18 protein-coding genes, 1 pseudogene and 1 other annotated feature (1 of these 20 only partly in view) are annotated in these 21,947 nt (G+C 33.8%); all 19 genes and pseudogenes read right to left on the reverse strand.

Annotated elements, in window-relative coordinates; genetic code table 11:
- Positions 1–18, reverse strand: a binding site (T-box leader); it reaches 228 nt to the left of the window's first position.
- A 122-nt stretch (positions 19–140) separates the two neighbouring features.
- The 19 genes and pseudogenes from Ana3638_RS19705 to Ana3638_RS19790 all read right to left on the reverse strand — a co-directional run bounded on the left by Ana3638_RS19705 (position 141) and on the right by Ana3638_RS19790 (position 21,924).
- Positions 141–761 carry a TetR/AcrR family transcriptional regulator gene (locus tag Ana3638_RS19705; protein WP_161839552.1) on the reverse strand — a complete coding sequence of 207 codons (621 nt, stop codon included), beginning with the start codon at positions 759–761 and terminating at the stop codon, positions 141–143.
- 169 nt (positions 762–930) lie between these two features.
- A complete protein-coding gene (locus Ana3638_RS19710) occupies positions 931–2,226 on the reverse strand; it encodes a TolC family protein (RefSeq protein ID WP_408609531.1) in 1,296 nt (431 codons plus the stop codon).
- 202 nt (positions 2,227–2,428) lie between these two features.
- Positions 2,429–3,937 (reverse strand): efflux RND transporter periplasmic adaptor subunit, encoded by a 1,509-nt coding sequence (locus Ana3638_RS19715; protein ID WP_161839554.1) that lies wholly within the window; start codon positions 3,935–3,937, stop codon positions 2,429–2,431.
- 218 nt (positions 3,938–4,155) lie between these two features.
- A complete protein-coding gene (locus tag Ana3638_RS25395; protein ID WP_246240403.1) occupies positions 4,156–5,433 on the reverse strand; it encodes an ABC transporter permease in 1,278 nt (425 codons plus the stop codon).
- 35 nt (positions 5,434–5,468) lie between these two features.
- Positions 5,469–6,539, reverse strand: coding sequence for an ABC transporter permease (locus Ana3638_RS25400; RefSeq protein ID WP_246240405.1), 1,071 nt, complete (start codon positions 6,537–6,539; stop codon positions 5,469–5,471).
- Positions 6,533–7,237 (reverse strand): ABC transporter ATP-binding protein, encoded by a 705-nt coding sequence (locus Ana3638_RS19725; RefSeq protein WP_161839555.1) that lies wholly within the window; start codon positions 7,235–7,237, stop codon positions 6,533–6,535. Before Ana3638_RS19725 ends, Ana3638_RS25400 begins: the two co-directional genes overlap by 7 nt.
- Before the next feature lie 261 nt (positions 7,238–7,498).
- A complete protein-coding gene (gene secG, locus Ana3638_RS19730) occupies positions 7,499–7,735 on the reverse strand; it encodes a preprotein translocase subunit SecG (RefSeq protein WP_161839556.1) in 237 nt (78 codons plus the stop codon).
- Between the two features lie 113 nt (positions 7,736–7,848).
- Positions 7,849–9,393 carry a 2,3-bisphosphoglycerate-independent phosphoglycerate mutase gene (gene gpmI, locus Ana3638_RS19735; protein WP_161839557.1) on the reverse strand — a complete coding sequence of 515 codons (1,545 nt, stop codon included), beginning with the start codon at positions 9,391–9,393 and terminating at the stop codon, positions 7,849–7,851.
- Between the two features lie 248 nt (positions 9,394–9,641).
- Positions 9,642–10,388, reverse strand: coding sequence for a triose-phosphate isomerase (gene tpiA / locus Ana3638_RS19740; RefSeq protein ID WP_161839558.1), 747 nt, complete (start codon positions 10,386–10,388; stop codon positions 9,642–9,644).
- 160 nt (positions 10,389–10,548) lie between these two features.
- A complete protein-coding gene (locus Ana3638_RS19745; protein ID WP_161839559.1) occupies positions 10,549–11,742 on the reverse strand; it encodes a phosphoglycerate kinase in 1,194 nt (397 codons plus the stop codon).
- A 188-nt stretch (positions 11,743–11,930) separates the two neighbouring features.
- Positions 11,931–12,944, reverse strand: a complete 1,014-nt coding sequence (gene gap / locus Ana3638_RS19750; protein WP_161839560.1) for a type I glyceraldehyde-3-phosphate dehydrogenase — start codon at positions 12,942–12,944, stop codon at positions 11,931–11,933.
- Positions 12,945–13,330: 386 nt separating this feature from the next.
- Positions 13,331–13,876 carry a spore coat protein gene (locus Ana3638_RS19755; protein WP_161839561.1) on the reverse strand — a complete coding sequence of 182 codons (546 nt, stop codon included), beginning with the start codon at positions 13,874–13,876 and terminating at the stop codon, positions 13,331–13,333.
- Positions 13,877–13,887: 11 nt separating this feature from the next.
- Positions 13,888–14,073, reverse strand: a complete 186-nt coding sequence (locus tag Ana3638_RS19760) for a hypothetical protein (RefSeq protein WP_161839562.1) — start codon at positions 14,071–14,073, stop codon at positions 13,888–13,890.
- A 151-nt stretch (positions 14,074–14,224) separates the two neighbouring features.
- Positions 14,225–15,667: a glycogen synthase GlgA gene (glgA, locus tag Ana3638_RS19765; RefSeq protein WP_161839563.1), complete on the reverse strand. Its 1,443-nt coding sequence runs from the start codon at positions 15,665–15,667 to the stop codon at positions 14,225–14,227.
- 212 nt (positions 15,668–15,879) lie between these two features.
- A complete protein-coding gene (gene spo0A, locus Ana3638_RS19770; RefSeq protein WP_161839564.1) occupies positions 15,880–16,683 on the reverse strand; it encodes a sporulation transcription factor Spo0A in 804 nt (267 codons plus the stop codon).
- A 493-nt stretch (positions 16,684–17,176) separates the two neighbouring features.
- A pseudogene (gene spoIVB / locus Ana3638_RS25820) lies at positions 17,177–18,465 on the reverse strand (SpoIVB peptidase).
- A gap of 101 nt (positions 18,466–18,566) precedes the next feature.
- Entirely contained in the window at positions 18,567–20,249 is a 1,683-nt protein-coding gene (gene recN, locus Ana3638_RS19780) for a DNA repair protein RecN (RefSeq protein WP_161839565.1), read from the reverse strand.
- Positions 20,250–20,530: 281 nt separating this feature from the next.
- Positions 20,531–21,232: a DUF5680 domain-containing protein gene (locus Ana3638_RS19785; protein WP_330587670.1), complete on the reverse strand. Its 702-nt coding sequence runs from the start codon at positions 21,230–21,232 to the stop codon at positions 20,531–20,533.
- Positions 21,233–21,489: 257 nt separating this feature from the next.
- Positions 21,490–21,924: a hypothetical protein gene (locus Ana3638_RS19790; RefSeq protein WP_161839566.1), complete on the reverse strand. Its 435-nt coding sequence runs from the start codon at positions 21,922–21,924 to the stop codon at positions 21,490–21,492.
- Positions 21,925–21,947: the final 23 nt, after the last annotated feature.

Here is a 21,947-nt window from a genome sequence, read left to right on the forward strand (position 1 = left end):
TCTCTTCATAGCTTTTATTTTTTCATAGTATATGCAAATATTGAATATATGTCAAGGATAATAGTTATAAATTAATTAAATTAATTCGTTTAATTATATTTCATTCTTTTTGTCAATAAAAATTTAAATTATTAACCAATCTATCTTTCATAAGTACCCAATTTAATGATATCTAAATAATCATTGTATTCTCTGATATATTTATCCGCATGCTTATTAAAGAATTCCAAATCACCCTCAGAATCCCTCAGGATCACTTGTCCTATATGATAAGATGCCATGTGCAGTAAGTTTAAAATTTTTTGAATATCTATATTTTTTCTTATATAATTCATATTAAGATTTTTTAGAAATCGCTCGTGGTATTCATTCCGAATCAAATTAATTTCCTTTTGAATTTCCGATGATATATTCATTTCCATTTTCAGAAAAAAAACAATGATATACGGATTTTCCTTAATCAGTATTTTATAAAAATCGCCGGTGTAATTAAAAATATCAATAAATTCAGTGGGGTGTTGATTTGGAAATAAATTTATATATTTAATATAATAAACTTTAGTTAAGAAGTCTATGAGGTAAAGATATAAGTGCATTTTACTTTTAAAATAGAGAAATAAAAGACCTTTGGAAATGCCAAGCCTTTTAACAATTGTATTTGTAGAAGTATTCTCATATCCGTTTTTTGCAAATTCCTCAATACAAATCTGTATTATTTGTTCTTTTCTATCCTCCGGTAAATTTTCAAAAGTTTCATACATTACTTACACTTCCCTTTTTATCCTTTCATTCAAAATAACATCAATTTATTAAATTTTGAATTATTCTAAAGTAATTCTTTCGTTTAATATAACTAATAATAAATGGTATGTCAAGAAACTTTACAATTAATCTTCCTGACATACCATATTTATTATTACTTTTATACCTTTACGAAAGAGTTAATCCACTTTTCATCCATTCATATTTCCAGTAAGCCTGAATCAACTCATATTCTGCAACATAGGTATTTATTTCCTGGCTTCGGTATTTTAAATTCTCATTCTCAAGTTCCAAATCGGATATCTTTCCAAGATCATATCTGATCATTGTGTAATTTCTATTGGTTCCTGCCTGATCCAGTTTCTTCTTCTCCTGTTCAAAAGACATTTTTTTGCTGATTAACTCTTCATAAACCTTATAAAATGAAAAGGTTACACTCCGTTTTGTCTCTTCAAGTTTAATTTCTTCGTTTTTTAAATTATATTCTGCTGCTTCCTCGCTTTGGGTATCACTCCCACTAGACCTGTTCAATATTCTTTGCTTCGTTTCCCTCTCAAGGGTCTGTAAAGCTATGGAATAATTATTTTCCAGCACACTCTCCAGGTCCTTATCATAATACATTTCATTAAAATTCTCATATACGGGTTCTAATTCGGTGTCTAAAGATAAAGCGAAATCATAACTATTACCTATCATAAGATTAAATTCACCTAATATTGCACTTTTTTGCGTCTGTAAATCATTTAAACCCATTTCCATCTCATTGATTTGCATTTCCAACGTATCTATATCTGTTTTTATTATTTTACCCAGGGATTCTTTCACTTTCGCAATTTCAAGCTGTTTTTTCATTAATTCGGTCTGATTGCTTAAGTCCATTTCCCTGTTCCCTAATATTTGATAGGAAATGTAAAGATTTTGAGCCGTCCACACCAATTGGCAATCGGACATCTTTGACTGGACTCTGAATTTATTTATGGTATCATCCAAATCTTCCGCCTGGTCATCCAATGAAAATTGTTGTTCTCTTAAAGATCTTCTGCTTGCTACAAGACTGGCTTTGTTATACTCATATATCCCAATCAGAGCATCATAATTTAATTTGATATGGTTTATCAAATCCGGATCTCCGTCAATTTTGGTTTCGAGGCTGGCCTTATCCTGTTTTAATTTATCTATTTGAAGTTCCATCATATCAATTGCATCTTCCAGATCATCTCTATCATCTTCCAGATCATCTGAAATGTCTTTTATCCGTTTATAATCTTCTTCCATTGATTTTACAACATTTTTGTTGATTAAGGCCATCGGGTTATTTTCTAATATCTCATTTTCAATATCTTCGAATTTCATTATCTCTTTATCGTTACCACTGTCAACATCCGCAGCAAAGATATTAATTGGTGTAAAAAATATGACTAATACGATTACAATTATATGATTACGAATTTTCTTCATCCTCATACCCACAGTATAACACACCTGCCCCAGTTGCGTTACTGCCACATAACTATGCGAAACAAATTTCGCAGGTTAAAAGAATCTCATTGTGGCGTCCTTTCTCTCTACTATTTTCTTTCAACCTTTCCGACAGGATACCACTTTGCGGCATCCCGAATAACCCAGGAAGGATTTCAAACATTTTAACAGTTTGTATTTTCCTTCTCTATTGCTCCTGGTTATCTAAAGATTTCTTAAGATTAATACGCATTCCTTCCTTAACATTATTATCCGGAGCCGACAGAACGATCTCTCCCTCTTTCACCCCGTCTTTTATTTCTACAAACTCTTCATTTTGTATGCCTTTTATTACATTTCTTAAAACAGCTTTTTCATTATCAACAACAAATACACAATCTTTATCTTTATATTCAGAGATGGAACTTAACGGTACCAATACAGCATTGCTGCTTTTTTCAATAATTACCTTAATATCAACCTCATAACCATGTTTTAACTGATTTAGCTGCTCAGAGGGTTCGATTTTAATCGCCACCCTTTTCTGGTTAACTCCCAGTGAGGAAGTTACGGCTACCGCACTTGGTGCTATGTCAACGACTTTTCCGGTAATTTTTTTCTTTTCCTGTGATCTGTCCGTTATTTCGACCTGATCTCCCAGTTTAATATTAATTGCATCGTCTGCTAATATATTTGCTTTAATTTCAACACTGTCTGCTTTTGCCATTACATAAGCTATGGTACCTGGTATTCCCATGGTATTTACCTCGACATTCTTTTCCAGGATTATACCGGTGACAGGGGCTTTTAATTCCAGTTTTTCTATATTGTTTGACATACTTTTCCTGCTCAGCTCAGCTTGCTTAAGCTGTGCATCATAAACCGCCTCACTGCTTTTTGTGGTGTTTACTTTCATTTGCTTTAAATCAAGCTGGGCAGTTTTCATCAAAGCTTCCGCGCTTTTAAGTGCCTGTTCCCTTTGCTCTGATTCTAATTGCGCTCTATAGACCGCATTAATATTTTCTGAATCATTTACTTTAATTTGGTTTAAATCCAGCTTTGCAGTATTTAATACAGCTTCTGCATTTTTTACTGCCTGTTCCTTTTGCTCTAATTCCTCCTGGCTTATCGCACCTGTATCTTTCAGTACCTGTGCATCTTTTAATTCTTCTGAGGCTGAATTATAGCTTTCCTTAGCCTGATTAACAGAAATGGTTGCTTTTTTTACATTGGTTTCATAATTCTTATTGCTTATTTCAACCAATTCTTCCAAAACCTTTGCATCATTATATTCTTTTAAAGCAAGATAATAGGTATCTTCTGCCTGATTAGCCGCTATGGCTGCCTTTTCCAGGTTAGTTGCATAATTTTTTACCCCGCTTCCCTCATATGCAGCCTTTAGTTCCTTAATCTTTTCATCTATATTTTTAAGCTGAATTTCGAGATCCGAATTTTCCATTACCAGCAATTTATCTCCCTTTTTAACCGGCTGGCCTAAATCCGCATAAATATTTTGTATCAAACCATTCCCCTCAATACTTACATTCACCACATTCTTATAGGTGACAGTACCTATATCTTCTATGTATTTTTGAATTTCGCCTTTCTGGACTTTCACCACACTGACAGTTTCTCCCTGTTTCATATAAACCATCATTACTGCGGAAGACAACAGTACTAATCCAATAATAATAAATATTATTTTTTTCTTTTTCATACTTAAACCTTCCATATCACAGATCTGTCTGCAATATTGCCACTAATAAAAGGAGTAAAAGAATCTCATCGTGGTATCCTTTCCTTATCTTTATTTTCTTTCACTCTAACACCATGCTTTTTGGGCATAAATCCTGAAGAATAGCCGTTTTTGCTATTCTTTTTAATGGCTCTCATTTTCTTTACGAGACTATTCACTCTAACTGCCTATAATAGATGCTATTCTGAACTTTTTAATGATTCAACCATATTAATCGATTTGATTTTCTTACTTAATAAAAAATTAGCCATTAAAATAAAAACCCCAATTAATAAAACAGCATAAATATAACTTGACAGATTAATGATTGGGCTAAACTGTATATTTTCATTTTCCTGTGCTGCAAACATAGCATAGATAAGAAATCTGCCTAGTGGAATTCCAACTATTGAACCAAAGATGCCGATAAAGAAATTTTCATTAAATATGAGGCTTTTCAATTCACCATCCGTAAATCCAAGTACCGCAAGGGTAGCGATTTCTCTTCTTCTTTCAAAAATATTGATATTGGTTATATTATAAATAACTGCAAATGCTAATATGCCGGCACCTAAGATCATAAAAACATACACAGAACTTGTGGATTCCATCATTTTATTGGTGTTTGCTATAATTTCAGCTTTTGACTGAATGGTCTTTATTTCCATAATATCCTTTAACTTCCCTATTACTTCACTTTCATATTTTGCATCCGCAAGTTTTATATGAGCAGCGTTTGTCACAACTCCCTCTTTAATTAAATAATTCAAATAATCCGTACTGCAGATTGCACTTTGACCGGTAATTTGAGATACGGTTCCCATTATCATTACTTTTTTCTTATCCCTGTCATCGTTCTTTCCGGGATAAAAGGATCTTAAAAATACCGTATCTCCTACCTTGACCCCTAATGTGTCCATCAGTTTCTTAGGAAGTAAAATTCCATCATCCGGTATTTTGACATTTTTATCTTCTTCATCTAAAATACCATATAATTTTGAGTTGCCGGGTAAAGCTACAAGACCAATATCTTTTTTTCTCCATCCGCTGCTTACTTCCATCCCGCTTTCCAATATTGGTTCAATGGATTCAATATGTTCAATATTTTGTATGTATTGTAATTCATCTGCATTCAGTATTTTTGAAAAACTTATTTTAATATCAAATTTTTGAATCTCGTTAAATTGTTTGTTCATAAACGAGTCCATGGAATCCATAGAACCTAATGCAACTAAAAGTAAAGCTATGGAAAAAATAATTCCTACGGAAGCCATTGCTGAACGTTTTTTATATCGAAAAAGATTTCTCAGTATTATCTTCCAGCTAAAATTAATTTTTTTCCAGATGATAGAGATATTCTCTATTAGTATCTTTCTTCCCGTAGCAGGTGGTTTCGGCCTCATGGCCTGCGCCGGAACCAGATTCAGTTCTTTTTTACAGGCATTATATCCTGCGGCAATGCAGAATGCTAAGGCCATAAAAGCTGCCGGTAAAACCAAACCTAAATGCAGGGTTACCCTTTCATAAGGTATTTGTATACCATATTCATCATATCCAGCATACTCTTGCCGACTATAAATACTCCTATTAATGACCCGGCAATACTTCCAAGTATCCCAACCATCAAAGGATATGTCTGATAATGCAGCATAATTTCCAAATTAGTATATCCTAAAGCTTTAAAAGTTCCCATTTGAATTCGCTGGTTTTCAATCATTCTTGTCATTGTTATGTATATGATTACGGCAGCTGCTATAAAAAACAGCATTGGGAAAAAAGCTGAGGTTGATTTTAAGGATTCAACATCCGTACTGAACGTACTATAGCTAATCTGATCCTTTTTTTCCACAATTCCCATCAGTCCATATTGCTTTAATATCTTTTCCACATCAGCTTTCACATCTTTTATATCTCTTTCCTGGTTTAAAAGAATACTGATATCATTTACGGAACCCTTATAGTCTAAAATGTTTTTTAAATTTGATTCTTTTACATAAACAATACCAAAACTTTTAGGATTCGGTATCATTTCGCTCATATCCCGGATTTCATATACATATTCAGGACTTTTTGCGGTTCCTACTATTTTTAATTTTACCCTGTCTCCATTTACAATCGGTTCAATTATCTGTCCCAGCTTTAGATGATTTGCAATAAGAAAATCTTCTGATACAATACATTGATTACCTGTATCGTTTGAAAAATAACTGCCTGATTTTAAACTGATATCGTTCACAATATTTCTTTTTTTGTCAGGTAAGGATAGTAACCTAACAATTGCATCCTGGTCTTTGATACTTATTCTTACATCCTGTGTAACTCTGCCGTTTACCATCTTCACACCCTGTATTTCACCAATACGCTTTACTATCCCTTCCGGTGCGCGATACACAGTACACCATAAGTCAGCTATCCTGTATTCTTTAAAATATTTAAAACCGGCTCCTGAAAGGCTTTCCAAAGCGGATTGCAACCCGGTGTAAAACATTACTCCGATAATAACTACTGCAAGTACGGATATAAACTGTCCTTTGGATTCACCAAGATCTCTGCAAAACTTTTTAAATAAGAGCCACATTACCATTCAATCCTTTCTATTGGAATTGGGGTTTCATTTATTTCGACTGACTCTACCTTTCCGTTCTTTATCTTAACTACCTTATCTGCCATCTGGGCAATGGGGCTGTTATGGGTAATTATCATGACTGTCTTTTTAAATTCCTGATTTACATCACGCAAAAGCTTTAATATGGATTTACCTGTCATATAGTCCAATGCACCGGTAGGCTCATCACAAAGAAGCAGAGTGGGATTCTTAGCAATTGCTCTTGCAATTGACACCCTCTGCTGCTCCCCACCGGAGAGTTGTGCAGGAAAATTAGCCATTCTTTCACCCAACCCGACTTGATTGATTACTGTAACTGCATCCATTGGATTATCACAGATTTGAGCTGCAATTTCAACATTTTCCAATACATTAAGATTTGGCATCAAATTATAAAACTGAAATACAAAGCCAATATGTTTTCTCCGATACATGGTCATTTCATTTTTTGAAAATTTTGAAATATCTTTGCCTTTTACTAATACTTCTCCGGAGGTTGGATAGTCCATACCTCCCAGAATATTTAGTACAGTGCTTTTACCGGCACCGCTTGGTCCTAAAACAACTACCAACTCTCCTTCCGTTACATCAAAAGATATTCCGTCTGCAGCTCTGATTTTCACTTCTCCCATAACATATTCTTTGACTACATTATTAATTGTAATTATAGATTCCATTTAACTAAATCCTCCTTAAATGTCAAATGACCACTGCAGTCATTATATATGATTTCTAGTAATTTGGCAATGACCAAATGGTCATTTTAATGTAGTTTTAATTTTATCTTATATACACAATACATCATATTACTGTGACTGTCAATATACTATGTTGAGTTTTATAATTTTATTCATCTTTTTAGTACAATTGTAACTTGAATTTTCTAATGCACCAAAAAAAGCACCCTGTATAATACAGAGTGCTTTCATAAAACTAATCTAAATTATATTAAGTACAACGGAAAGAACGATAAATCCTAAAGCAAGATACCTTGTAAATTTCTCCAACGCACCTTCCATAGAACGACCTCTATTCTTACCCCAATAGGTATCAGCCACGCCATTAATAGATCCAGTTAAACCTGCTGATTTGCCTTCCTGCATTAAAACAACAACCACTAGTGTAATACAGATAATAACATAAATGATTGTTATAATTGCTTTTAATATATCCATCACTGCACCTCCTAAAGCTTCAATTAATTCTATCATACAATATTACAGATTTCAACTATTTTTTGTACATGCCATCCTTCATCCGGTTTGACGGACATATTAAATCATTTAAATTACTTTTTAATCAGTAAGGATTTACCTGTCATTTCTTTTGGTTGTTTCATACCCATCATTTCAATCATAGTTGGTGCGATATCAGCTAAACAACCGCCTTCTTTTAATGTATAATCCTTATCATAATTAACCAGAATAAAAGGAACCTCATTAATAGTATGTGCTGTAAAAGGTTCTCCGGTCGTATAATCAATTAATTGTTCTGCATTACCATGATCCGCACAGATAAACATCTGGCCGTGGGCGGATAATAAAGCTTCATAAGCCATTCCTACGCATTTATCAACTGCCTCGACTGCCTTGATGGCTGCATCCTGTATACCGGTATGTCCTACCATATCCGGATTGGCAAAATTAACAATGATTACATCATATTTTAAAGATTTAATTGCTTCTACTAAGTTGTTAGCTACATCAAATGCACTCATTTCCGGTTGTAAATCATAAGTAGCTACTTTCGGAGAGTTAACCAGAATACGTTCTTCTCCTTCGTTTGGAACTTCCACGCCACCGTTAAAGAAGAAAGTTACATGGGCGTATTTCTCTGTTTCAGCGAGTCTAAGCTGTTTCATACTATTAGCCGCAAGGAACTGACCAAATGTATTATCGATAGAAATTTTGTGGAATGCTACAATTTTATTTTTAATCGTTACGTCATATTCAGTAAAGCAAACGTATGTTAAAGGCATTCTGCCCTTGTCTCTTCTAAAACCATTGAATTCATCATCACAAAAAGCTCTCGTTATTTCTCTGGCTCGGTCAGGTCTGAAATTAAAGAATATAACAGAATCATTTTCTTTAATCGTTGCTACCGGTTTGCCGTTTTCCATAATAACGGTCGGAAGTACAAATTCATCGTTAACAGCAGAATCATAAGATTTTTGAATTGCAGCTATACCATTTTCAGCAGTTTCACCCTCACCCATAACCATGGCACGGTAAGCTTTTTCTACTCTGTCCCATCTGTTATCACGGTCCATAACATAATAACGTCCCATAACGGTTGCTATCTTGCCAATTCCAAGTTCTCCCATCTTTTTAGTTAAGGCTTCTGCAAAACTCTTACCGGAAGTTGGTGCGGTATCTCTGCCGTCTAAGAAAGCATGAACATATACATTGGTTAAGCCTTCTCTTTTTGCCATTTCCAATAATCCATACAGATGGGTTATATGACTGTGAACACCGCCATCGGAAAGCAGACCATATAAATGTAAATCTGAATTCTGTTTCTTGCAATTTTCCATTGCCTGCAATAAAGCATCATTTTTGAAGAAATCGCCATCCTGAATTTCTTTAGTTATTCTGGTTAATTCCTGATAAATGATTCTTCCGGCACCCATGTTAAGGTGTCCTACCTCAGAATTACCCATCTGGCCTTCCGGAAGTCCGACAGCCATACCACTTGCATTTCCTTTAACAAATGGGTATTCTGCCATTAATTTATTCATAACAGGGGTATTGGCTAATTTAACAGCATTCCCTTCCTTTTTATCATTTAAACCATATCCATCTAATATCATTAATACCGTAGGTTTTTTACTCATTATAATTACTCCTTTATCTGGTATGCATAGAATATAAATTGCTGAATTACCGCAAAATCTTAAATAAGGTTATGAGCCTTATTCAAGATATAAAATAATAAAAAATGTAACCGGAAGAAACACGCTTTGCGAGTTTCTTCGGTTCGCGTGCGCGTTCGAATTATTGCAAGGAAGCTTGCTAATTCTCACTTTGCTTTCGCGGAAATTAGATATTCGACTTAAATTCCTTAAATTAAATATAAGGGCAATTATTTATAATTTACGATCTTACCAAAGTCAGGTTTCAAGCTGGCACCGCCAACTAAACCACCATCAATGTCAGGCTGCGAAAAAAGTTCAGCTGCACTTGCTGCTGTAACACTTCCGCCGTATTGGATACGGATTGCAGCTGCAGTTGCATCATCATAGATTTCAGCGATACAGTCACGGATTGCTTTACATACTTCCTGAGCCTGTTCAGTCGTAGCTACTTTACCGGTTCCGATAGCCCAGATCGGTTCATAAGCAATTACAGCAGTTTTAGCCTGATCAGCTGTAATGTTTAAAAATGCGATTTTAATCTGTTGGCGAATGAAATCAATTGTTACTCCCTGTTCTCTTTGAGTAAGGGATTCACCGCAGCAGATAATTGGTGTAATACCATGTTCAAACGCTTTTAAAACTTTTTTATTAACAGTTACATCTGATTCTGCAAAATATTCTCTTCTTTCGGAATGACCGATAATAACATATTTAACGCCTATATCGGTAAGCATGTTAGGAGCGATTTCTCCGGTAAAAGCACCGCTTTCTTCGAAATACATATTTTCGGCGCCAATTTCAATATTGGAACCTTTTGCAGCTTCAATTGCAGTTGTTAAAGAAATAGCGGGAACACAGAATACAACATCTGCATCTTCGGTAACTACAAGAGGTTTTAATTCATTAATTAATTTAATTGTTTCACTGGGGGTTTTATTCATTTTCCAGTTTCCTGCAATAATCTTCCTACGCATCTTAATTCTCCTTTATATTCAGACAATACGATATAAATCACCTGCGTCAATGCCTGTTTTTATATCTGAATACTGTCGTATATTCATTTAGAAAGGGACGGTAAGTCGTTAAACAGTTACCTGTCCCTGAATTATTAGTTCTTATGATAGTAACTATCGATTACTTATCGTTAGCTGCTGCTACACCAGGAAGTTCTTTACCCTCTAAAAATTCAAGAGAAGCACCGCCGCCTGTTGAAATGTGAGTCATCTTATCACCAAAGCCTAAGATGTTAACTGCTGCTGCTGAATCACCACCACCGATTATGGTAGTTGCATCGATATCTGCTAAAGCTTTTGCTACTGCAATTGTACCTTTAGCGAAATTAGAGAATTCAAATACACCCATAGGTCCGTTCCAAACTACGGTCTTTGCGCTCTTTATAGCATCTGCATATAATTCACAGGTTTTTTCACCGATATCAAGACCTTGCCATCCGGCTTCGATCTGACCGCGTCCAACTGTTTTATACGGGACATCATTGGAAAAATCTTTTGCTACAACGGTATCAACAGGAATTAATAATTTAACTCCTTTTTTCTCAGCTTTTTCCATCATTTCTTTGGCATAATCAAGATAATCAGCTTCCAATAAGGAATTACCTACTTCTTCTCCCAATGCCTTCATAAATGTATAAGCCATTCCACCGCCGATAATTAATGTATCAACTTTATCTAATAAATTGTTGATTACAGAGATTTTACTGGAAACTTTAGAACCACCCAAAATAGCAACGAATGGCCTCTCAGGATTATCAACTGCATTTCCTAAGAAATCAATTTCTTTCTGCATTAAATATCCAACTACTGCTGTATCCACATATTTCGTTACACCAACGTTAGAGCAGTGTGCTCTGTGTGCTGTTCCGAATGCATCATTAACAAATACATCACAAAGGGATGCTAAGTCTTCGCTAAAGGAATCAACATTCTTTGTTTCTTCAGCTCTGTAGCGGGTATTTTCTAAAAGTACAACATCTCCGTCTTTCATAGCTGCAACGGCAGCTTTTGCGTTTTCACCAACTACATTGGCATCTGCAGCAAATTTAACCGGCTGTCCTAATAATTCAGCTAATCTGACTGCAACGGGAGCTAATGATAATTCCGGTTTCGGTTCTCCCTTAGGTTTGCCAAGATGGGAACAAAGAATTACCTTACCACCGTCTCCGATTAATTTTTTAATTGTGGGAAGTGCCGCAACCAGACGGTTTTCATCTGTTATTTTTCCTTCTTGTAATGGAACGTTAAAATCACATCTTACTAATACTCTTTTACCTTTTACATTAATATCATCTACTGATTTTTTATTAAGCATGTGTGTAACTCCTTTCATTATCCTTTATAATCCTGCACGAAAGGTTTTTAACCTTACCGCCATAAGTATTATGAATTTTAAAAAAGTCCGGTCATTGTTTCAGTCAAGGAGGGTTCGGTAAACGTTCCTCGACTTATTTACAAAGACCGGACCCATAATAGGATCAATATAAATTATAATTTAAACAATTATGCTAATTCAGCAAAATATTTAATAGTTCTAACCATCTGGCTGGTGTATGAATTTTCGTTATCATACCAAGCAACAGTTTTAACTAATGTTTGTCCGTTGCCAAGATCTGTAACTTTAGTCTGAGTTGCATCAAATAAAGAACCTTCTGTAATACCGATAATATCGGAAGATACTAACTCTTCTTCAGTATATCCGAATGATGGGCTAGCTGCTGCTTTCATAGCTTCATTTACTTGATCTTTTGTTACAGTTCCGTTAACAACGGATACTAATTCAGTAGTAGAACCAGTCGGAACAGGAACTCTTTGAGCAGCTCCGTCTAATTTACCGGATAATTCAGGAATTACAAGACCAATTGCTTTAGCAGCACCGGTTGAGTTAGGAACGATATTAACAGCAGCCGCACGAGCTCTTCTTAAATCGCCTTTTCTGTGTGGTCCGTCTAATACCATCTGATCACCAGTGTAAGCATGAATTGTTGTCATGAAACCTTTTTGGATAGGTGCTAATTTATTTAAAGTGTCAGCCATAGGAGCTAAACAGTTTGTTGTACAGGAAGCTGCAGAAATAATAGTATCATCTGCTTTTAATGTTTTTTCATTTACACCGAATACAATAGTCGGAAGATCATTACCTGCTGGTGCGGAAATAACAACTTTCTTAGCACCTGCATCTATATGAGCTTGAGATTTAGCTTTTGATACATAAAAACCAGTACATTCAAGCACTACGTCTACACCGATTTCTCCCCAAGGAAGTTTCTTTGCATCCGCTTCTGCATAAATTTTAATTTCTTTTCCATCTACGATGATAGAGGATTCTTTTGCTACTACTGTATCTTTCTTTGAATATCTGCCTTGTGCTGAATCATATTTTAATAAGTGTGCAAGCATTTCAGGGTTAGTTAAATCGTTAATAGCTACGATTTCATATCCTTCAGCACCAAACATCTGTCTGAATGCAAGACGTCCAATACGTCCAAAACCATTAATTGCTACTTTTACTGCCATGATAAAATTCCTCCTAATTGTTAAATTTTATAATATACTGTCATGCTTTCTTATTATAAAAAGCGCTAGATACAATTTTATGTATATGACAGCTATTAATCAATTCATATGATTGACAAATTTTTCTCAAACACTATCTTATTTTACCTTTTTTAATTTAAAATTTCAAGTGCAAAATGCAAATTCATGGAATATTAATAGAATCAACATTTTTCAGTACTTCAACCGTATTTATTTGTGCATATTACCTGTAAATAATTCCCTGTTAAAATATAAACATTAATCTAAACATTAATTAAACATTACCTGAATGTATCCCAAAAAATATTAATTTGGATACACTCCTACCCCATTCCAGTAAGAGTGTGATACCAAATTAAGATTCTTTATTTCATTTGACCATGTCCCTGGTTTGAATGACCGGACATTCCTGATTGACCTGCCGCACTATTTTGTCCTGACATACCGGACATTCCTGATTGGCCTGCCGCACTATTTTGTCCTGACATACCGGACATTCCTGATTGGCCTGCCGCACTATTTTGTCCTGACATACCGGACATTCCTGATTGGCCTGCTGCACTATTTTGTCCTGACATACCGGACATTCCTGATTGGCCTGCTGCACTATTTTGTCCTGACATACCGGACATTCCTGATTGGCCGGACATTCCCGATTGGCCGGATTGACTATTTATGAAATTTTTTAAATTCATAATTTCATCTTGTGAGGCTTTCTGTGCCGGCTGATAATAATTCTTACTTTTCGCTATTGTATACAACTCAAATTGACAGGTTTCTCCATCATTACGAAATTTCTGCAATGTTTGTCTTAATTCCTGATTCTCAGTTTGAGCTATCATATCTCCTAAACTTTTTAATCCTGCATTAATTGAATTTAATGCATCATTTACCATTAATTGCTCTTGCATATGCTAGCCTCCTATTTTAAGAATTGTAATAAAGTCTGTTTCTTTTGCTCTGCTGATTGAGCTTCTTTTTGGAAAAATTGTTTCACATAAGGGTCCGTACAATTTTCTGCATAGGTTTTGTATTTTTCCTTATCAGCTTCACCGAACACCAAAAGGTGTCTTAAGTTCTGTAGTTCCATTTCTGACAAATTACTCATTCAAATTTCCTCCTTTTTACTCAAAATAATCCGGATAATTGCGGAATGAATCAATCATTGAGCAGTTACCTATAGACTATTATCTCTTGGGAGTTCATTTATTATGCAGGTAAATTCTTTATAGTTGACTATTTAGATACTTGTAATATTTTTATATACAAATTTTGTTGTATAATTCTTCATATAGTTTTGCTGAATTATTCCAGGAGAAATCCTTTGACATTCCTCTTTCAATTAATTTATTCCATTCTTTTTTTGAATTAAAATATACGTTCTTGGCATATCGGATCACAGATAACATTTCATGTGCATTATAGTTTGTAAAACTAAAACCTGTTCCGATACTTTCGAATTCATTGTAAGGTTCTACCGTATCCCGTAACCCGCCTGTTTCTCTTACAATAGGTACAGTTCCGTATCTTAGGCTGATAAGCTGGCTTAATCCGCAAGGTTCAAATAAGGATGGCATTAGAAATGCATCGCAGCCTGCATAAATTTTATGTGCTCTTTCATCTGAGTAATATATATTTGCAGATACCCTGTCACCATACTTCCAGGCATAATGACGAAATAAATTCTCATATTTTTGTTCACCGGTACCTAATAGAACCAGTTGAGTATCTTCTGAACATAACTCTTCAATTACATAGTCAATTAAGTCAAAACCTTTTTGATCTGTCAGTCTGGATACAATACCGATCATAAATTTTTTATCGCCTCTGGTTAACCCTAGTTCTTCCTGTAAGGCTCTCTTATTTTTAATTTTTAATTTTCTGAAATTACTTTGATCATAATTATGAGATATCAGAGGATCGGTCATAGGATTATATTCATCATAATCAATTCCGTTGACGATTCCGCTTAACGTATTACTTCTGGCACGCATCAGACCATCAAGTCCTTCACCATAAAACGGTGTTTTAATTTCTTCTGCGTAGGAATTACTTACCGTAGTGATATAATCAGCATAAACAATTCCTCCTTTTAGATAATTAGCATTTCCGTAAGCCTCTAATTTATCCGATGTAAAATAATATTCCGATAATCCTGTAATATCCTTAATCGTAGTTACATCCCATACTCCTTGAAATTTCAGATTATGTATGGTCATTATTGTTTTTATATCTTTATAAAATTTATTTTCCATAAATCGGTCTTTAAGAAATACCGGAAGCAACCCTGTCTGCCAATCATGGCAGTGAATGATATCAGGTTTGAAATCCAGTATTGGAAGTGCAGAAAGGCAGGCTTTACAGTAAAAAGCGAATTTTTCAATATCCTCATATATATTTCCATAAGGTGTGTTGCCTGTAAAATAAAACTCATTATCAATAAAATAAAAAATAATTCCGGCGTATTCTAATTCAAATAAACCAACATATTGGTTTCTCCAGGATAAATCCATATAAAAATTCGTTTTATAAATCATTTTTTCTTTTAGGTTCTCTGGTATAACCTTATATTTTGGCAATATTACCCTTATATCGTATTCATCCTTATTCATATATTTAGGCAATGAACCTATTACATCCGCTAAACCACCCGTTTTTATAAATGGAACGCATTCTGAAGCCATATACAATACATTCTTCATATAATTACCTCCCTGCATACTATTCATTGATAGAATTATCACATTAATTATACATTATACCTGTCTTTTATGAAAGATTTATTTACATATGCTGGATATTTTAAGCATGCTTGCTAATTCTCACTTTGCTTTCGCGGAAATAAAACAAGCCCGTCTCAAGTATAGTTATTGAGACGGGCTTCTTTATAATTAACAAGATTACTCCACTGTTATTATGCTCTTAATTTATATTCTAATCTGATTTTATCAGCTATTAATGCTACAAATTCAGAATTTGTCGGTTTTCCTTTCCCATTGCTAACCGTATATCCGAATAATTCATCAATCGTATCCATTTTACCTCTGCTCCAGGCTACTTCAATGGCATGCCTTATTGCTCTTTCAACGCGGCTAGGTGTTGTTTTATGTCTTTTAGCAATGGACGGATACAATAATTTTGTAATGGAATTTAGCATTTCATTATCATTTACAGACATCATGATTGCGTCTCTAAGGTACTGATATCCTTTAATATGAGCCGGAACTCCGATTTCATGTATTATATTGGTAACATCGGACTCGAGATTTCTTTCTTTATAATCATCTTTGTTCTCATAGGTACTAACCCGGTGGTTTTCTATTAACTTATTATTATGTAAATCACCTCTAACTTGTTTAATCCTTGTTAATACCATATTATTATCAAAAGGTTTCATTATATAGTAGCTTGCACCCAGCTCAAAAGCATTTTCGGTAACTCCCTCTTGTCCAATAGCTGTTATTACAATAAATGCAGGTGTTTTTTTGTAAGTTTCATCTAATCTTACTTTCTCCATTACACCCAAACCATCTAATTTGGGCATAATTAAATCTAAGAGTACAACATCTGGTTTCTTTTCTTTAATCATTTCCAGCGCATCGATTCCGTTTTCAGAGGTCCCTACTACCTCTATATCCGAATCATTCTTAAGTATTTCTTCTAATAGTTTTACGATTCTTTCATTGTCATCCACAATTGCCACATTAATTTTACCCACTTTGATTCCTCCCAAAATATTACCTGTTACGGTTTTATTTATAATACTAAATAAATATAGTTAAAATATTTGCCTCCTTTCAGTATAATTTGTTACATAAATTCACGAATTTTGCCCACCATGTACTACATTATACCGCGTATTAACGTTTAAGTCAATATTTTCCATATTATTTACCAATAATTTTACAATACTATAGAATATATCTGCAAATATAGGTAGCTTTTACATAATTATATATGAATTAGCACCATCCATGAATTGTATGAATTAATCATTTGTAAAAACTTACCATATTTGCATTATATACATTTATTCCCATTTTATCAATTGTTTCTTATCGCAATTTACGACAATAATGTTTTGTTTTTTGGCTATTTTTCATATAAAATAGGCGTTTATATTAATTTTACTATTAATTTTCACTATAATGTTGTGTGTTTATATCCTTATTGTAAGAATTTTCTAGTTTCCCGTCGATATATTAATAGTCTTAATTTTCTGCCAAATTATTAATCATATTTTCTATAAATGTACCGTAACCTTTAGTAGAATCCTGTATAAAAACGTGGGTAACTGCTCCGATTATTTTCCCTTTCTGTATTATAGGGCTTCCGCTCATACCTTGTACAATGCCGCCGGTTAGAGAAAGAAGGTTTTTATCTACGATACGAATTACCATACCTTTATTAGGACTGGAGCTATTAATATCTATTTTTTCAATTACAATATCATATTCTTTTACTTCATTATCAACGCAGCTTAAAATAGTGGCAGGTCCTAATTCTACTTCCTGTTTTAAGCCGATGGGCAAATAACCTTTATTGCTTGTCGAATCATAATTATTATCTATCTTACCGAATATTCCCTGATTCGTATTTTAGTGATGTCTCCTATTTTATTTCTGTCATTTTGATTAATTAAACCAATTAATTCGCCAGGTACTCCCTGTTTACCTTTTATGATTGTCATAATATCTGCTGAATATACGTAACCTCGGTTTATTTCCATAATCAGGCTTGTATCAATATCTGTTATACCATGACCCAAAGCTCCGAATTCTCCTTCCTGGGTTACAAATGTCAATGTACCAATACCTTGTGTATTATCCCTGATCCAAGCACCTATTTTATATTCACCATCCGAAGTTTTTACCGGTGAAATACTATACTGTATATCTTTTTCATCTCTTCTTACATCTATTTTAATATCTTTACCGTTACTATTCTGAATTTCAACGATTAATTCTTCCTTATTATGAATTGTCTTATTATTCACTGCTATTATATAATCTCCCGATTTTAGCTTATTAAGTGCCGGTTCATAGTTTAAACCATCAACAGCATTTATTACTCCTGTTCCAAGTACCATAACTCCATCTGTTTCAACATAAATACCTATGGGCTTACCACTGGGAAGTACTTCCCTGGTATCAATAACACCCAATTCTACCTTTTTAAAATTTAAAAAACCAAATAATTTTAAATTAATAACATATTGTCCGGTTTTTGTTGATTTCAGAGAAAATGGTTTATTTAAATTTAATTTAATCTGATTAGTTGGAACAGTTTTATTATTTACACTTATTACATCTACATTTTTGCTATCAAAAGCACCTTCAAACGGCAAATCGAAATCGAATTTCTGATTTTCACCAACTAAAATTTTTATCTTATCCGGGATTCTATTATCTAATTCTTTATAAGTAAAAAATAAAAGGACAACAATATTAATACATAATAAAAATATCAGAACTTTACGGTATACAGATTTTCTGTGCATAAGCAGGCTCCTATCTTTTTTTAACTAAAAAAGGATATACAGCAAGTGTATATCCAGAATGACTATCTTTTGATAGTATACCTATTTAATTTGATTTCAAACTAGTATTTTTTAGTTGTTTTTGCCAATTGTTTCATTTCTTTTGCACTTTGCAAAACGGTATCCGTAATTATTGCGCCGCCCAAAATTCTTGCAATTTCATCAATGGACTCATTTTCCTTAAGATTACGTATGGAAGTCTTGGTGGTAATTCCATCAGATGTTTTTTCAATAATGTAATGGGAATCTGCCATTGCTGCTATCTGAGGAAGATGGGTAATACATAAAACCTGATGACTGCCTGCTATCATGGATAATTTTTCTGATACTTTTTGAGCAGTCCTTCCGCTTACACCGACATCAATTTCATCAAATATCAAAGTTTCGATTTCATCCTTATCCGCAAGTACAGATTTAATAGCTAACATAATTCTTGATAATTCACCGCCGGAAGCTACTCTGGATAATGGTTTTATCTCTTCCCCCGGATTAGTTGATATTAAAAATTCCGCATCATCAAATCCATTAGCCGAATAATGCCCGGTAGGTTTAAATATCATTTCAAAATGGACATCCAGAAAATTTAAATCAATTAAAGCTTCTTTTATTTTAGCTGATAGTTCTTTCGCTTTTTCTTTTCGAATGAAAGATAATTTATCTGACAGATCTTTTATTGTGTTTTCCTGCTTTTCCAGTTGCCTTGTCAAAGCAGCCATTGTCTCTTCATAGTTTTTATATTGAGACAGTTTTTTTTCACTTTGCTCACAATACTTTAGTATATCCGTTATATTACTTCCATATTTAGATTTTAAATGGTTAATTAAATCCAATCGCTGCTCCGTAACTGATAAATCTTCCTCATGATTATTCATATCTGATGTATATTCAGATAAATCTCTGTTAAAATCATTAACTAACGTCTCGATATCCATAATCTGATTATATAACCCGGATAAGGAATCATCATATTCCATTAGTTTAGAAAGCTGCTTGACAGTCCTTCCGATATGATCACCGGCCGAATCCGTTATCTGATAGCTCATCCAGTCATATACATTATTTAATCCTTCCGCAATGGTTTTGGCGTTGGATAGTTTTTTATACTCTGCTGCCAGTATCTCATCTTCTCCGATTTTTAAACCGGCATTTTTTATTTCATTGATTTCATATTCCAGAAAAGATATTTCCCTAAGTCTTTTATCTTCATCTATTTTTAATTCATTCAGTTTATTTCTAAGATTTATGTACTCTTTATACTCAGACTCCAGATGCTTTTTAATGTCTCCTATGTAAGACTTAGCAAAACGGTCTATGATATCTAAATGCTTTTCTTTATATAACAGAGATTGATGTTCATGCTGACCATGTATATCAATTAATAAGCCGGCAATATCTTTTAAAACTCCTGCTGTAACACTTTGTCCGTTAATTTTACTGATACTTTTACCATTCATAATCTTTCTGCTAATAATAATCTGACCATCTTCAGCAGGTATATCCATCTCATTTAATATTTCTAAAATATGTTTATCTTCTATCTGAAATAATAATTCAACCAGGGCATATTCCGCACCTTTTCGAATGATATCTTTGGCTATTTTACCTCCCAGAGCAACATTAATGGAACCGATTATAATTGATTTACCGGCTCCGGTTTCACCGGTAAGGATATTAAGGTTGTCTTTAAAGGTTACGTCTACTTCGTCAATAATTGCAAAATTTTTAACATGTAAATTAAGTAACATTCCGTTCCTCCTATCGTTTGTCTATCAAAACAACAATCTTTTAAGCGGTGGCCTCTCCAAGCTCCGGAAACATATGTTCTGTTTTGATTTTATCATAAATGTTAATATTTCGCAAATAGTTTTTTTAGTTATTTTATAAAACGAATGTTTTGCTGATAGTATTTAGATATTTTTGGGGTTATACTATCTATGCTTACTGTTCAGGATAGAATACAAATCATTCTGTAATTCACAGTAGGCATAGATAGTATAACCCCATATTTAAATATACTCTTTTTGAGTTATTTGACTATCCCTCCGTGATAGAAACATTCAAACACTTTTTTATCTCCCCAAAAGATTTCTTCTTTCCCTTGAAACCAGGAGAAATCACCGTCATAAGTATTGTGATAAGTATAATTTCCATTCTGGTAAACTTCAGGCCCTCGAAACGGCATTTCTTCCGGCCTTAAAAGTAATACTTCTTTTAAGAAATCACCTGAAAACTGCTCACCAATCGTACGTCCCGAGTAATTCATAGCCCACATGGGATTATTATTTTCAAAAACAACCTCTTCTCCTGAAAATTTCTCTCCGCCTATATAAGTATCAAAGTATTTCATTTCCCCCTGCTCGTATTTTAAATCATGGGAAGAGGGACGGCAGGGAATCTCTTCTTCTTTTCCTTTTCCTGCATAAGTATATCTTGTTGCTGTTTTTAAAAACTGAACAATTTTTTCTTTGTGGATTTCTTTCCCAACTGCACATTTAGTGGAACATTCTGCAGTATCCTTTACTAAATTGTCGATGGTAACGCAGAAGAGTTCGCTTAGTAGTATCAGATTATCAATATCCGGATATGCTGTCCCCGACTCCCATTTAGCAACTGCCTGCCTAGATATTCCTAACTTTTCTGCAATATCTTCTTGCGATAGTTTCCTGTCTTTTCGTATTGTTTGTAAATTCTCATTGAACTTCATTTTAATACCAATTACATAACTCATCTGCACTCACAGATTTGTTACTGCCACTAATAAAATGTGAAACAAGTCTCACAGGGTGAAAGAATCTGTAAGTGGCATTCCTTTCTTAATATATTTTCTTTCACATTAACGCAACATGGCCGTTTAACAGCCGCAAATGTTACTTGAAAAAGAAACTGCAAGCAGTTTCTTTTTCATTAACACCTCAAAAAAGTATAACATAGAAGCAGATAATATCCATATACCACTCCTTGCAGTTTTGACAACCAGTAGTTGCTTTACATTTCTTTATCAAATTTTATACGATAAAAAACTCCATAAAATACAATAAACAAATATGAAACTGTCAAAATTATAATAACTCTCATATCAACCTGCATTAAACCAAATGCAAGAAGTATTGCACCATAGACAAATATCATCAAATCATATGCCTTTGCTTTCGACTTATTGGCAATTATAATATTCCTTTCATCCTTTTGCTCAATTTCAATATTTTTTGCTTTATCCGGATATTTCAATGTAGCGCTGATACTAAACAAATTACCTAAATAGTGTCCAAATATACCGCAACCAATGCCAATCATTATATAAGGTAAGGTCCGCATAATATTATTTGTTTCATCTGCTGTTTTAACCAAATAAAAACCAATTCCCAATATGATTAAACCTAAAATTGTTAATACAATTGCTTTTAAAAATTTTTTATTCATTGCAACACCCATTGCATAACACC

The sequence above is a fragment of the Anaerocolumna sedimenticola genome, from assembly GCF_009931695.1.
Taxonomy (GTDB): domain Bacteria; phylum Bacillota; class Clostridia; order Lachnospirales; family Lachnospiraceae; genus Anaerocolumna; species Anaerocolumna sedimenticola.

Excerpts from the sequence above, each read along its gene's own strand:
- Ana3638_RS19790 (WP_161839566.1), bottom strand. The coding sequence starts at position 21,924 with ATGAATAAAAAATTTTTAAAAGCAATTGTATTAACAATTTTAGGTTTA.
- secG (WP_161839556.1), bottom strand. The coding sequence starts at position 7,735 with ATGGATATATTAAAAGCAATTATAACAATCATTTATGTTATTATCTGT.
- gap (WP_161839560.1), bottom strand. The coding sequence starts at position 12,944 with ATGGCAGTAAAAGTAGCAATTAATGGTTTTGGACGTATTGGACGTCTT.
- Ana3638_RS19705 (WP_161839552.1), bottom strand. The coding sequence starts at position 761 with ATGTATGAAACTTTTGAAAATTTACCGGAGGATAGAAAAGAACAAATA.
- Ana3638_RS19710 (WP_408609531.1), bottom strand. The coding sequence starts at position 2,226 with ATGAGGATGAAGAAAATTCGTAATCATATAATTGTAATCGTATTAGTC.
- gpmI (WP_161839557.1), bottom strand. The coding sequence starts at position 9,393 with ATGAGTAAAAAACCTACGGTATTAATGATATTAGATGGATATGGTTTA.
- Ana3638_RS19785 (WP_330587670.1), bottom strand. The coding sequence starts at position 21,232 with ATGAGTTATGTAATTGGTATTAAAATGAAGTTCAATGAGAATTTACAA.
- tpiA (WP_161839558.1), bottom strand. The coding sequence starts at position 10,388 with ATGCGTAGGAAGATTATTGCAGGAAACTGGAAAATGAATAAAACCCCC.
- Ana3638_RS19745 (WP_161839559.1), bottom strand. The coding sequence starts at position 11,742 with ATGCTTAATAAAAAATCAGTAGATGATATTAATGTAAAAGGTAAAAGA.
- Ana3638_RS25395 (WP_246240403.1), bottom strand. The coding sequence starts at position 5,433 with ATGGCCTTAGCATTCTGCATTGCCGCAGGATATAATGCCTGTAAAAAA.
- glgA (WP_161839563.1), bottom strand. The coding sequence starts at position 15,667 with ATGAAGAATGTATTGTATATGGCTTCAGAATGCGTTCCATTTATAAAA.
- Ana3638_RS19755 (WP_161839561.1), bottom strand. The coding sequence starts at position 13,876 with ATGCAAGAGCAATTAATGGTAAATGATGCATTAAATTCAATTAATGCA.
- Ana3638_RS25400 (WP_246240405.1), bottom strand. The coding sequence starts at position 6,539 with ATGGTAATGTGGCTCTTATTTAAAAAGTTTTGCAGAGATCTTGGTGAA.
- recN (WP_161839565.1), bottom strand. The coding sequence starts at position 20,249 with ATGTTACTTAATTTACATGTTAAAAATTTTGCAATTATTGACGAAGTA.
- Ana3638_RS19725 (WP_161839555.1), bottom strand. The coding sequence starts at position 7,237 with ATGGAATCTATAATTACAATTAATAATGTAGTCAAAGAATATGTTATG.
- Ana3638_RS19715 (WP_161839554.1), bottom strand. The coding sequence starts at position 3,937 with ATGAAAAAGAAAAAAATAATATTTATTATTATTGGATTAGTACTGTTG.
- Ana3638_RS19760 (WP_161839562.1), bottom strand. The coding sequence starts at position 14,073 with ATGAGTAATTTGTCAGAAATGGAACTACAGAACTTAAGACACCTTTTG.